The 13,188-nt window shown below is 68.0% G+C and carries 11 protein-coding genes and 2 tRNA genes; 4 read left to right on the top strand and 9 right to left on the bottom strand.

Annotated features, from left to right (window positions below; translation table 11 throughout):
* The first annotated feature begins 10 nt into the window (after positions 1–10).
* Complete coding sequence (locus tag Raf01_RS07110) at positions 11–439, top strand: SufE family protein (protein WP_203917093.1); 429 nt, start codon at positions 11–13, stop codon at positions 437–439.
* An 86-nt stretch (positions 440–525) separates the two neighbouring features.
* On the opposite strand, the gene Raf01_RS07105 is transcribed toward Raf01_RS07110, so the two are convergent.
* The 7 genes from Raf01_RS07105 to Raf01_RS50795 form a co-directional block, all read right to left on the bottom strand.
* Positions 526–1,059, bottom strand: coding sequence for a YbaK/EbsC family protein (locus Raf01_RS07105; protein WP_203917092.1), 534 nt, complete (start codon positions 1,057–1,059; stop codon positions 526–528).
* 1,305 nt (positions 1,060–2,364) lie between these two features.
* Positions 2,365–3,246 carry a hypothetical protein gene (locus tag Raf01_RS07100; RefSeq protein WP_203916904.1) on the bottom strand — a complete coding sequence of 294 codons (882 nt, stop codon included), beginning with the start codon at positions 3,244–3,246 and terminating at the stop codon, positions 2,365–2,367.
* 120 nt (positions 3,247–3,366) lie between these two features.
* Positions 3,367–4,044 carry a potassium channel family protein gene (locus tag Raf01_RS07095; protein WP_203916903.1) on the bottom strand — a complete coding sequence of 226 codons (678 nt, stop codon included), beginning with the start codon at positions 4,042–4,044 and terminating at the stop codon, positions 3,367–3,369.
* Positions 4,045–4,458: 414 nt separating this feature from the next.
* Positions 4,459–4,531: transfer RNA gene (locus Raf01_RS07090), tRNA-Ala, on the bottom strand.
* Positions 4,532–4,550: 19 nt separating this feature from the next.
* The gene (locus tag Raf01_RS49405; protein WP_239133433.1) at positions 4,551–4,679 is read right to left on the bottom strand and encodes a DLW-39 family protein; all 129 of its coding nucleotides are present in this window, start codon (positions 4,677–4,679) and stop codon (positions 4,551–4,553) included.
* A gap of 64 nt (positions 4,680–4,743) precedes the next feature.
* A tRNA-Ile gene (locus tag Raf01_RS07085) sits at positions 4,744–4,817 on the bottom strand.
* A 106-nt stretch (positions 4,818–4,923) separates the two neighbouring features.
* Complete coding sequence (locus Raf01_RS50795) at positions 4,924–5,340, bottom strand: DUF3566 domain-containing protein (protein ID WP_308442634.1); 417 nt, start codon at positions 5,338–5,340, stop codon at positions 4,924–4,926.
* A gap of 19 nt (positions 5,341–5,359) precedes the next feature.
* Between Raf01_RS50795 and Raf01_RS50790 the strand changes: the two genes are divergently transcribed.
* On the top strand, positions 5,360–5,863 hold the full coding sequence (locus Raf01_RS50790) for a hypothetical protein (RefSeq protein ID WP_308442633.1): 504 nt from the start codon (positions 5,360–5,362) through the stop codon (positions 5,861–5,863).
* Here Raf01_RS50790 and gyrA read toward each other — a convergent pair.
* Positions 5,860–8,394, bottom strand: a complete 2,535-nt coding sequence (gene gyrA / locus Raf01_RS07075; protein WP_203916901.1) for a DNA gyrase subunit A — start codon at positions 8,392–8,394, stop codon at positions 5,860–5,862. The genes Raf01_RS50790 and gyrA overlap by 4 nt on opposite strands.
* 100 nt (positions 8,395–8,494) lie before the next feature.
* Complete coding sequence (gyrB, locus tag Raf01_RS07070) at positions 8,495–10,441, bottom strand: DNA topoisomerase (ATP-hydrolyzing) subunit B (RefSeq protein WP_203916900.1); 1,947 nt, start codon at positions 10,439–10,441, stop codon at positions 8,495–8,497.
* 412 nt (positions 10,442–10,853) lie between these two features.
* Here gyrB and Raf01_RS07065 point away from each other — a divergent pair, with 412 nt between their 5' ends.
* Positions 10,854–11,411 carry a hypothetical protein gene (locus tag Raf01_RS07065; protein WP_203917091.1) on the top strand — a complete coding sequence of 186 codons (558 nt, stop codon included), beginning with the start codon at positions 10,854–10,856 and terminating at the stop codon, positions 11,409–11,411.
* 253 nt (positions 11,412–11,664) lie between these two features.
* Entirely contained in the window at positions 11,665–13,185 is a 1,521-nt protein-coding gene (locus Raf01_RS07060; protein ID WP_239133432.1) for an MFS transporter, read from the top strand.
* The last annotated feature ends 3 nt before the right edge of the window (positions 13,186–13,188 follow it).

Raw genomic sequence — 13,188 nt, 5'->3', positions numbered from 1 at the left:
TAGGGTCGGACTGATGGACATGCCACCGAGGCTCGCGGAGATCATCGAGGAATTCGCCTCGGCGCCGCGCGAGGTCGTCTTGGAAATGCTGCTGGAGTACGCCGACGCGGTGCCACCCCTGCCCGAAGAGTTGGCCGGGCACACCGGCATGGAGCAGGTACCCGAGTGCCAGACTCCGTTCTTCCTGCGTGCCACCGTGGCGCCCGACGGTACCGTCGCCACCTGGTTCGACTGCCCGCCCGAGTCCCCGACGACCCGGGCATTCGCCGGGATCCTCGCCGAGGGCCTGGCCGGCGCGACCGCGGACGAGGTGCTGGCCGTACCGGACGATCTGTACCAGCGCATGGGCCTGGCGGGGGCGATCAGCCCACTACGGGTTCGGGGCGGCTCCGCCATCCTGGCCCGGCTGAAGCGACAGATCAAAGAGGCACAAGGATGAGCGACCCGCGGTTCGTCATCGACGGGTGTTGACGAAAGGGCAGCTCAGCCGCCCGTGACGGCTGGTTGCACGTGAAACGGCATAGATCAGCTTGATATCCCCAGGTCGTCGATGACCACCGCGCCCGGCAGGTCCGCGAGAGCCTTGCCGGGCAGCATGATCTTGCTGCCTCGGATGCCGGACCCGATGATCACCTGCGGGGTAGCTGCCACCGCCGCGTCGACCAGGATCGGCCACGCCGCCGGCAGCCCGATCGGCGTGATGCCGCCGTACTGCATGCCGGTCTCGCTGACCGCTGAATCCATCGGCGCGAAGCTCGCCTTCCGTACGTCCAACCGGCGCCGTACCACGCCGTTGACGTCGGCCCGGGTCGTGGCGAGGACCAGGCACGCCGCGTACCGGACGAGACCCTCCCGCTTACCCGCCACCACCACGCAGTTCGCGCTGACGTCCAGGCCGACCTGGTACGCCTCGCAGAACGCGGCCGTGTCCGCCAACTCCGGGTCGATCGGCGCCACCTGCACCTCGCCGGCCCGGTCCCAGGTCTGCAGCGCCGCCAGCACCGGCGGTGCGAGGAGATCCGGGCGGCTTACGGCGGGTTCGGTCTGGAGAGTACCCATCATGGGAGCCATCCTGCCCCATCCACCGTCCGGCAGGGTCGCCCATCTCGGCAGGCGCAGGCGGTTTGGCGTGCATACCACGCAGGGATCGCTGTAATCCGAAGCAAATACGTTGCCGCGACGGTGATCGCATGCCTAGTGTGGTGGTACACGGGAAGGGAGGTGGTCCGAAGTTGTATAAGCGTTGGACTCGTGAGGTGACTGTCCGCTAGCCGTTGTCCTCAGGACTCGCATCGCCGAGACCGCGACACAGCGGCCCAGCGAATACGAGACAGCCACCCGACCCTCGGGGTACCGGCCCAGTCCAGCCGGTCCGCGCACAGAGCGCGGAAGCCCCGGGGGTCGTTTCTATTTCCGGCCACTCACGGCAGCACCTGGTGCAGCAGCCCGACGACCGTCGCCGCCGCGGTTATTGCCGGAACCAGGCCGGCGATGCTGTCGATGGAGAATCCCACCACTCCGGCAGCCAGAATGATCACTGCCCAGCGAAGTGGTAGCGGTGCTCCGCCGTTACTGGACTGTTCCGGGACCAGCCTCGGGCTACGGCGTCGTGCGCTGTGCATGGTTCAGTCGCCTTTCGTGCGGATCAACCCGAATGGATCGGACGGCTCGTCGAGCCGGTTCACCGATCCGGACACACCGGCGAATTTCCGGTATCTCTGACTCCCCCGTTCTACAGCCGTCCGGAGCTTGTGCCCCGATTAGACCTCTCCCGGAATCCCACGACAATCCCCGATCCGAGCGACAAGCACTCGCGCCTCGAAGCCGTCTTGACCAGGGATTTCTCACGCCTATCGATGCAAAACGGCGGCGTTCGCCGGTTTGTGACTCGATCACGCCCGTGCTCGCGGGCCTCCGCGCTGACCGGCGCCCCAACCGCGCCGGGCAGCGATCCGCCGCCAGATCCGCCTGAGTAGCGCCATCCCCACCAGGACGGCGAGGCGCCGCAGCAACCACACCATCGCCGGCAACTACCCGCCGACGGTCGGTCGATGCGGTACGGCCGGAATCGACGCCAGGCGTGATGCCCGCCAAGTTATCCACAGCCAGTCCACAGGGCTCCACACCTGTACACCGGCCGATCCACAGCTTTTCCCGCACACCGTCCACAGGCCGGCTCTTCCCACACGATGTCCACAGGTCAGCTTTCGCCGGGTGGCATCCACAGGGCGACTTATCCCCACGGCGTCCACAGGCGGGCCGGCTCGACTGATCCCGACGGAGGGCTGGTACCCGCCGATGATCACGCCGGTGGCCTTCGCCGTGGACTCGAAGAACTGGGAAGCGGACGATCCGGTCGCCGCCCTAAGCCGGTGCCGAGCCGGCCCGCTCGCGGACGAACCGGCGCCGCAGGACGGCCCGTCCCGCCCCGTAGAACAGCACGGCGTAGAGCACCGCGCCAAGCGTGCCCGAGACGGCCGTGGGCCAGCGGTAGGGACTGCCCACAGTGGCCGCGAGGGATAGGACCGTGCTGGGCGGCAGCACCGGAGGAGGCACGAGCGCGATGCCCATCGTCGCCCAGATCGAGCCACCCAGCCCGGCCGTCCCGTAGAAGACACAGGTGGTCACGATCGCCCCACCGCCGAGGAAGCGCACCAGTGCGGCCCACCCACCCGCCAGGGCACCGAGACCGACACCCATGGCGGCCCACAGCGGGAACCCCGCGACGCCCAGGATCACCGCCGACCGCACTGCCGGGTCGTGAAGTAAGTTCGGGTCGGCGACGTAGCCGAACCCGTAGGTGTCCCACAAGTGCCGCGCTCGTGGCGCGGCGGCCGGCAGCGTGACGGCGAGGTCGACCAGCGCGAGGGCGATACCGACGACGACGGCCGTTAGCAGTTTCGCGGGCATTGCCGACGTCGGATCAACGGCCGAACGGCCAGAAGCTCGAAGCCGGGCCGGACGGCGGTCCAGGAGTACCAAGCCCGCGCCGAACAGCAGGGACAGGAACTGGCCGCATCCGAAGCCAGCGGTGTACACGTTCAGAGCGTCGGCGTGGAAGGTGTCGACTATCTCCCGAGCGGTGTCGCGGTCGTACGGGTTCATAAACTCGGAGATCGATGCGTTGAACGGCACCAACGCGTACGCGAGTCCGGCGACGGCCGGCGGCAACAGCCAGACAATCGGCATCTGGATCACTGTGCGCCACTCCGCGGACCAGGCCACCAACGTGGCCCTCACCCTCATCCGGCGCAGGCTACCGGATCCAGGCTGGGGTGGGTGGCCCGATGATGGCGAAGCCGCCTCCGGAGAGCTCCGCTCACGGTGCTCGGTCGCGGGCCTCGCGTCTTGCCGGCGTCGGTGCGGCTACCGTTCCGATCGCGTGGTTCCGAAGATGGACACGAGCCGCGCGACCAGGGTGACGAGGAAGATCTGCCCGCTCAGCGCGTCAAACACGGCCAGTGTGCGGGCCGGTTCACTGGCCGCGGTGAAGTCGCCGTACCCGACGGTGGTCATGGTGATGAAGCTGAAGTACTGGATGGTCTTGCTGTTGGCTGGTTGACCGTGGGCGAACAGTGCGGTGTGGTGCAGCTCGGACACGGCAGAGAACAGCGCGGCGTAGAGGAAGCCGATCAGCAGGTACGCGCTCAGGGCACCGAAGATGGTCTGCATGGTGACCACCCGGTGAGCCAGCACTCGCCTCACCACAGCCACGATCGAGAGCACCAAGATCGCGGCCACCCACAGCGAGACCACCCCGTGCACCGTGCCGTTCGGTACGACGATGAGGAGGATGACGGCGACCGCGGAACCGACCAGCAGCGTCCACAGCAGACGGTGAGACACCCGTCGGTCCCTGAAGGCGCCACGCAGGGCCAATGTCAGCGCGGCCACATACAGCACGAACGGTAGGACTCGTGCCCGCCCGCCGGGCAGGGATGCGGTCAGGAGAAAGCTGGCGACCAGCAGCGCGAAGACCAGGTCGTAACGGTCTGACGCGGGCCTCGCCGCCCCAAGATTCTGCGGCGCCACGTTGTCGCCCATGCCGCGATCACGCCCGATCGGATCCGTGGAGGAGCCGGGGCAGTTCGTCGCGGCGTGGCCGGGCTGAGCGGGCTGGCCGGGCCGAGCGGGCCGAGCAGGCCGAGCGGGCTGCGAAGGGTTCACCTCCGGCACGGAGGGGTGCCGGGGCGGGGCTACCGCACGAGGCCACGGTCGCGATTTCCCTCACCTCCGGCCTGCTGTGGACAGCGCGGCTTACCCTGGCAATTTGCCCACAAACGCGTCGAATGTGGCGTATTAGCCGCAACGAGAGCCCTGAAGGTCTCACCCGACTCACCGAGACAGCTGCTGGTGGCTCGGTTTGCCTTGGACGTGGTCAGCCTGAGCGTCCAGAAACAGTCGCGGCGCGAATAAGGCCGCTGGCCAAGAGGATCGAATGTCCAAAAGATCGAGAGGTGGAGACGAGGGGACTTGAACCCCTAACCCCTGCCTTGCAAAGGCAGTGCTCTGCCAGTTGAGCTACGTCCCCCGGCCGGGAAGGCCAGGAACTACCGGAGGTCGGGCGAGGTGGTCGCCTCGTGCCAGAGCGCCCGCTCGTCGTTGGCGTCCTTGACCTTCTTTGCCACGTATACCGCCGCGCCGAGCAACCCGGCGATGACCAGCAGCTTCTTCACCATCGGACAGGCCCTTTCGTGATCGGGCTTAGCGGCCGCCAGACGTGACGACCGGGGTTATGACGAGTGGGGCTAGATGGAATCGAACCATCGACCTCAGAGTTATCAGCTCTGCGCTCTAACCGACTGAGCTATAGCCCCGTGACGCGACGAGCAAGGTTACCGTACTGGCCGCGCTTCTCCCAAACCGGTACCCGTAGACACGAAGTTGGCCCGCACACGGGCGGGCCAACTCGGTTGTCGCAGGTCAGTCCTTCTCGGACAAGGTCACCTCGATGCCGCCCACCAGGTCGGCGCAGACGTTGTAGATGAACGCCGACAGGGTGGCGAGCGCTGTGAACAGCACCACGTTCACCAGGCCCAGGACACCGGCCGCACCGATCACGCCGACCGCTGTGACCTTGAAGCCATTCTTCGCACCGGTCGCGCCGAGCATGTCGGCCAGCGCCTTGTTCACGCTCTCCCACACGCCCATGGCGTCGAGGGCGAGGTAGAGCACCGCGGTCGCCACGATCGCCACGAAGAAGAGCACGAACGCGACCGCGAACGAGAACTTCATCACCGACCAGGGGTCGATCCGCTTGACGAAGAGCCGCGCCCGGCGTGGGCCGCGAGCGGCAGCCGACGACACCGTGGCACGCGCGGCGCGGACCGCCTCGGCCACCCGTCCGCCGCCGGTCCCGATGCCCCGGCCGGCACTGGCCCCGGCGGCAGCGCCCCCGCCCGCAGCCGCCGCACCGGTCAACCTGCTCGTCACCGAGTCGTTCGGCGCCGTGCGACCACTGGGCACGGTCGGCACCGTCGGGCTGGCCGGCTTGGCCGAACCACGGATGCTGGACGGTACAGACGCCCGGCCGGTGCTCACCTGCGCCGAGCCGACGCCGCCAGGCACCCCGACCGTGGCGGTCGCGCCGCCGGACTCCGATCCCGAGGGCGAGCCGCCCGACTCCGCACCGGCGCCATCCTGCTTCTGCTCGGTCGGCGCCTCGGGCGGTGGCGGCATGCCGGGCGCCCTGGTGTACTTCGGGGCCGGGGTCTCGGCGGGGACGCTCGCGCGGCCCACCACCGCGCGACCGGCCGCGGAGCCGTTTGCGGCGCCCTCGGCGCCCTCGGCGGCCTCGCTGTCGACCGGGGAAGTCGAGGTCGCGGCCGACCCCGACGTCGCCTGTGTCTCCGTCATCAACTAGTCCTGTTCGTCAGGCTCGTCGGCATTGCGAGCTATGGCCACGAGGGTCACGCCCTCCGGGAGGTCCATGAGCTTGACACCCATTGTGTTCCGATCTCGCGTTCGGCGTACAGGCTTCACCGGAGTCCGGATAACGCCTCCGTTGGACGTGATCGCAAATAGTTCGTCGTCGGGGCTGATCACGACCGCGCCCACCAGTCCACCCCGTCGTTCGGTGATTTTCGCGGTGAGTACGCCCTTGCCGCCCCGGCCCTGAACAGGGTACTCGTCGATGGGCGTCCGTTTGGCATAGCCACCGTTGGTAGCTACCAGAACATCCATTTCTTCCCGCACGACCTCCATGGCCAGCAGTTCATCGCCCTCGGTGAAACGCATGCCGATCACTCCGGACGTCGCCCGGCCCATCGGCCGCAGTGCGTCATCCGTGGCGTTGAACCGGATGGCCTGGGCGCTCTTGGACACCAGAAGGAGATCATCCTCCGGACCGATCAATGCCGCCCCCACGAGTTCGTCGTCCTCCCGCAGGTTGATGGCAATGATTCCCCCGGCCCGGTTGGAGTCAAACTCTTCCAACCTGGTCTTTTTCACCAGGCCGTTCTTGGTCGCCAGCACCAGGTACGGGCTGACCTGATAGTCGGCGATCTGAATCACCTGGGCGATGTGTTCATCCGGCTGGAAGGCCAGCAGGTTGGCTACGTGCTGACCCCGAGCGGCACGGCTGGCCTCCGGCAGCTCGTACGCCTTCGCGCGGTATACCCGGCCCTTGTTGGTGAAAAACAGGATCCAGTCGTGGGTCGAGCTGACGAAGAAGTGACTGACGATGTCGTCCTGGCGAAGCGTAGCGCCCGAAATGCCCTTTCCGCCCCGCTTTTGCGAACGGTACAGGTCTGTCCGGGTGCGCTTGGCGTAGCCGGTACGAGTGATCGTCACCACAACGTCTTCCCGAGCGATGAGGTCCTCCATCGAGACCTCGCCGTCGAACGGGATGATCTGGGTGCGACGCTCGTCGCCCCACTTCTCGACGATCGCGGCCAGCTCCTCGGAGACGATCTTCCGCTGCCGCTCCGGCTTGGCCAGGATGTCCCTCAGATCGGCGATCTCCAGCTCGATCTTGGCCAGCTCGTCGATGATCTTCTGACGCTCCAACGCGGCGAGCCGGCGCAGCTGCATGTCGAGGATCGCGGTCGCCTGGATCTCGTCGATCTGCAGCAGCTGGATCAGGCCGGTGCGCGCCTCCTCGACGGTGGGTGAGCGCCGGATCAGGGCGATCACCTCGTCCAGGGCATCCAGCGCCTTGACCAGACCGCGCAGGATGTGCGCCCGCTCCTCGGCCTTGCGCAGCCGGTACGCGGTGCGCCGGACGATCACCTCGATCTGGTGGTTCATGTAGTGGCGCAGGAACTGGGCCAGGTTCAGCGTGCGCGGCACTCCGTCGACCAGGGCGAGCATGTTCGCGCCGAAGGTCTCCTGCAGCTGGGTGTGCTTGTACAGGTTGTTCAGTACGACCTTGGCGACCGCGTCGCGCTTGAGCACCAGCATCAGCCGCATGCCGGTCCGGCCGGAGGACTCGTCGCGGATGTCCGCGATGCCGGTGAGCTTGCCCTCCTTGACCAGCTCGGCGATGCGCTCGGCGAGGTTGTCCGGGTTGACCTGGTACGGCAGCTCGGTCACCACCAGGCTGGTCCGACCGCGGCTGTCCTCCTCGGCCTCGACGACCGCGCGCATCCGGATGGACCCGCGACCGGTCCGGTACGCGTCCTGGATCGCGGTGGTACCGACGATCAGGCCGGCGGTCGGGAAGTCCGGGCCCTTAACGATCTTGAGGAGCTCGTCCAGCGTGGTGGCCTCGTCGGCCTCCGGGTTGGACAGGCACCACTGGACGGCCTCGGCGATCTCGCGCAGGTTGTGCGGCGGGATCTTGGTGGCCATGCCGACCGCGATGCCGTCCGAGCCGTTGATCAGCAGGTTGGGGATGCGGGACGGCAAAATGGTGGGCTCCTGGGCCCGGCCGTCGTAGTTGGGGACGAAGTCGACGGTGTCCTCGTCGATGTCGCGCAACATCTCCATGGCCAGCGGCTGGAGCTTCGACTCGGTGTACCGCATGGCCGCGGCCGGGTCGTTGCCGGGCGAGCCGAAGTTGCCGTTGCCGTCAATCAGCGGGTACCGCAGCGACCACGGCTGCGCCATGCGGACCAGGCTGTCGTAGATGGCCGCGTCGCCGTGCGGGTGAAACTGCCCCATGACGTCGCCGACGACCCGGGAGCACTTCACGTACCCGCGGTCGGGCCGGTACCCGGAGTCGTACATCGCGTACAGGATCTTGCGGTGTACCGGCTTGAGCCCGTCCCGTACGTCCGGCAGCGCCCGCCCGACGATCACGCTCATCGCGTAGTCGAGGTAGGAGCGCTGCATCTCGACTTCGAGGCCGACCGGCTCGACGCGCCCACCAACGTGCAGTTCTATCGGTCCGCCCGGTCCGGCGCCGGAGGCGTCGCCCGGCTCGGCCGGGTTGACATCCGGAGTGTCAGTCACAATGAGCCCTCATGAGTTGTGGAAAAGCCTGTGGATATTGGGGATAACCTGTGGACCCGTGGCCGGGGGAAGGGGCCTGACCTGCGGGTACACGAAGCTGTCAGATGTCCAGGAACCGCACGTCCTTCGCGTTGCGCTGGATGAACGAGCGCCGGGCTTCCACATCCTCACCCATGAGGACGCTGAACAACTCGTCCGCGGTTGCCGCGTCGTCCAAACTGACTTGGCGCAGCGTCCGGGTCGCCGGGTTCATCGTGGTCTCCCACAGCTCGGGGTAGTTCATCTCACCGAGACCCTTGAACCGCTGGATGTCATCCGGCTTGGCGTTGGGCTTCGTCTCCTGGCGCAGCCGGATCAGCCCGTCGCGCTCCCGGTCGGAGTACGCGTACTGCGCGTCGTCGCCCTTCTTGTTCCACTTGATCTTGTACAGCGGTGGGGCCGCCAGGTACACGTGCCCCAGCTCCACCAGCGGTCGCATGAACCGGAACAGCAGGGTGAGCAGCAGCGTCTGGATGTGCTGGCCATCCACGTCCGCGTCGGCCATCAGCACGATCTTGTGGTACCGCAGCTTCTCGATGTCGAAGTCGTCGTGGATCCCGGTGCCCAGAGCCGTGATCAGCGCCTGGACCTCGTTGTTCTTCAGTACCCGGTCGATGCGGGCCTTCTCGACATTGAGGATCTTGCCACGGATCGGCAGGATCGCCTGTACCCGCGGGTCCCGACCCTGCTTCGCCGAGCCGCCGGCCGAGTCACCCTCGACGATGAACACCTCGGATTCCCGCGGATCGGTCGACTGGCAGTCGGCCAGCTTGCCCGGCATCGAGCCGGACTCCAGCAGCGACTTGCGGCGGGCGAGCTTGCGGGCTTGGGCCGCGGCGATGCGCGCCCGGGCCGCCTGGGACGCCTTGGTGATGATCACCTTGGCCTCACTCGGGTTGCGCTCCAACCAGTCGGCCAGCCACTCGTTGCAGACGCGCTGCACGAAGCTCTTCATGTCGGTGTTACCGAGTTTGGTCTTCGTCTGGCCCTCGAACTGCGGGTTGGCGAGCTTGACCGAGATGATCGCGGCCAGCCCCTCCCGGATGTCCTCACCGGAGAGCCGCTCGTCGCCCTTGAGGAGCTTCTTGTCGGCGCCGTACTTGTTGATCACACCGGTGAGCGCGGCCCGGAAGCCCTCCTCGTGGGTACCGCCCTCGTGCGTGTTGATCAAGTTGGCGAACGTGTAGACCGACTCGCCGTACGACTCGTTCCACTGCATGGCGATCTCCACCGCCATGCCCTCACCCTCGGCGTCGAAGTCGATCACCGACTTGTGGATCGGCGTCTTGGTCTGGTTCAGGTGCCGCACGAAGTCGGAGATGCCGTCCTTGTAGAGGAAGGTCACCTCGCGCTTCTCCTCGGTAGCCTCGGCGCGCTCGTCGCGCAGCACGATGGTCAGGCCCCGGCTGAGGAACGCGTGCTCCTGCAGGCGGCGGTACACCGTCTCGTAGGAGAACTCGACCGTCTCGAAGATCGACGCATCCGGCCAGAAGGTCACGGTGGTGCCGGTCTCCTGGGTGGGCTCGCCCTTCTCCAGCGGGCCGGGGACGGAGTTGTGGTACGACTGCCGCCAGACGTACCCGTCCTTCTTGATCTCCAGGTCGACCCGGGTGGACAGCGCGTTGACCACCGAGATACCGACCCCGTGCAGGCCGCCGGAGACCGCATATGCCCCGCCGCCGAACTTGCCGCCGGCGTGGAGCATGGTCATCACGACCTCGACGGTCGGCCGCTTCTCCACCGGGTGCATGTCGACCGGGATGCCCCGGCCGTTGTCCACGACGCGCACCCCGCCATCGGACCGCAGGGTCACTTCGGTGGTGTCGCAGAAGCCGGCCAGCGCCTCGTCGACCGCGTTGTCCACAACCTCCCAGACCAGATGATGGAGACCACGCTCGCCGGTCGTCCCGATGTACATGCCGGGACGCTTACGGACGGCCTCCAGGCCCTCAAGGACGGTGATGGACGACGCGTTGTAGTCGCCCGGCTGCTGCTTCGGCGCTGCCACTCCTCGATCGCTTTCTCGTCCGGCGGTAAGCTCCGGACGCGGTCAGGCGATGCCGCCGGGCATGGGCACGCCACGGTCCGCACGCCTGACGGAGCGAGAAAATGGCGCGCCGATCCCGGGAGGCCCGCTGGTCGTGATCGGCTGATCTGTTCCGTCGTCAATCCTACTGCGCGCTGACCACAGAAGCCGCCCGCGGCACCCCCTCAAATCGCCGTAGCGGCGAGATTCGGGCCGGGCGCAACCTCCCCCACACGCCCGGCGGGCCAGGAGCCGCCGTCGCGTTGAGGGGCGATTTAGATCTTGCCGCACCCGGATGCGCCAACTCCGCCGGTTCGGGGGTCGCGCCGCGACCCCTTCGTGCCGTACCCTCTCGCCGCGTTCGCTTATCCGCATCAGGATGATGGGGGCCACGATGGGCCTGGACAACGTCGCCGTGCAGTGGCCGCGTACGGGCCGCTTCTATGAGCCGGTCGCGCCTGCCGAGTTCGTCGACTTCGCCACCGTGGAGCAGCAGGTTCCCAAGATCGCCGGGCCGGCCGCGGCTCTGGCCGAACACGTCGCGGAGACCGGCACCGTACGGGCCACCGGCTACACCGAACTCGTCGATCTGTTGCTCGGACTCAACGGTGTGTTGTACGCCACTGACGCGTCCGCCGAGGACGAGGACCCGGTGATCGACCCAGACGGCTGCGCGTGGATCGCCGGTGGCCTCGAGCGCTTCGTCGCCGGGCACCAGGAGTACGGCGAGGAGGTCACGTTCGACACGGTGGCCGACGTCATGCGCAAGGCGATCTCCGCCGGCCGGCTCGCCGACCAGCAGCTTCGGTGGCTGGACGGCCGGCTCGGGGCGCTGCGCGACGAGGACGGCACGCCGCCGAACTGGACCTTCACGCTCACCGAACTGGCCGTGCTGGCCAGCTTCTACCGCCGGTGCGCCGACCGGGGCTTCGCCGTCTACGCCGACTTCTGACCCGGTTCTCGTACTGCCGCTCCGGCCAGTCTGGCTCGGTGCGTCTGGCGCCGCACCACGACCCAGACCAGTCGGCGACCAGGCACTGTTTCCCATTGCTACAGACTGTGTACGCACAGTGAATCGCCTCACGATCTGCCGACAATCGGCCGGAGCAGAAGCGACACTTGCCCCCGGCCGGTGAACCGACCGGCCTGGACAAGGCGGTGTGCACCCAATCGGGCTGCCGTCAGCGATCGAGGAGACGGTAGTCGTGCGCAGCACTTTTGCTGCCCTACGCCAACGCAATTTCCGCATCTGGATGGCCGCGGACTTCGTGTCTGTCACCGGCCGGTGGATGCAGACCCTCGCCATCAACTGGTTCGTACTCCAGCTCACCGGCTCGACCACCCAGATGGGCTTCAACCTGCTGCTGCAGGCGCTGCCGGTGCTGCTCCTCAGCTCCTGGGCGGGCGCGCTGGCCGACCGGTTCCCCGGCCGCCGGCTGCTGGTCTGCACCCAGCTCGCGCACGCGTCGCTGGCCGCGTGCCTGGCCGTGGTCGCCTGGCACCACGCCGGCGGCATGTCGGTGCTCTACGTGATCTCGATCCTCTCCGGGCTGGTCAGCACGTTCGAGGGACCGGCGCTGGGCAGGTTCACCTCCTCGACGGTCGACGCAGACACCCTGGGCAACGCGCTGGCGCTGGGCTCGCTGAACAACTCCGCCGGCCGGATCCTCGGGATGAGCCTGGGTGGCGTGGCCGTCGCCGTACTCGGCCCGGCACCGCTGTTCGCCGGCAACGCGGCGGCCTTCCTCGTGGTGATCGTCGCGCTGTTCCTCATCCGTACCCACAAGCCGGTCGACCTGGCCGAACCCCAGAAGCGCGGGGTACGGGACGGGTTCCGGTACCTGCTCACCCAGCCGGTCGTACTGATCACCCTGGCGTTGGCGGCCGTGCTGGGCAGCCTCGGCCGGAACTACCAGGTGACCATGGCCGCCATGAGCGAAGGTCCGCTGCGCGCCGGCGCGGCCGGGTACGGGATGCTCTCCACGGTCTTCGCGGTCGGCTCCGTCGCCGGCGGCTTCCTGGCCGCCCGCCAACGCCGGCTCGGGTACCCGACCCTGATCGTCGCCGGCCTGGTCGGCAGCGCGCTCGAACTGTCCGCCGGCTTCTCCGGCGGCCTGTGGAGCTTCGCCGCCGCGATCCTGCCGATCGCCGCGGCCGCGGTGCTGATCGACACGACTGTGTCCACCCGCGTACAGCTGGACACCCGCGCGGACATGCGCGGCCGGGTGCTGGCGGCACTCGCCATGACCAGCTCGCTGTCCAGCGCGCTGGGCGCGCAGTTGCTCGGCTGGCTGTCCGACGTCACCGGGCCGCGTTCCACGCTGGCGCTGGGCGGCGTGGTGACCCTGGCCGCCTGCGTGATCGCCGCGTTCGCGCTGTCCCGGCGCCTCGACCTGTCACTCCCGACCGCCGCGCAGGCACGCGAGCTGCTCGTCGGCGTCCGTGAGTCGGCGGCCTCCCGGCGAATCGCGGTGTCCGGCCGGATCGCCGACTCGCGCCGTCTCATGGCACGCCGTCTGGTCGCACCGGGTCGCCTGCTGTCCGGGCAGCTCGCCGTGGTACCCGGCCAGCGGGTCGACCGCTCGACCGGCCCCCGGGCCGCGTCCCGATCGGTGGCGCACTCCACGGCCCGGCAGGCGGAGCACACCGCAGCCGCCGAGCCCGTTCCGGTGACGGATCCCGCCCCGGTGCTCGCCGAAGAGGCGGCTGCTCCGCTCGTCCAGTAAAGG

It is taken from the genome of Rugosimonospora africana (assembly GCF_016862975.1).
GTDB classification, from domain to species: Bacteria; Actinomycetota; Actinomycetes; order Mycobacteriales; family Micromonosporaceae; genus Rugosimonospora; species Rugosimonospora africana.
Note: the sequence above shows the minus strand (reverse complement) of the source record. Positions and strands in the feature narration are given on the sequence as shown.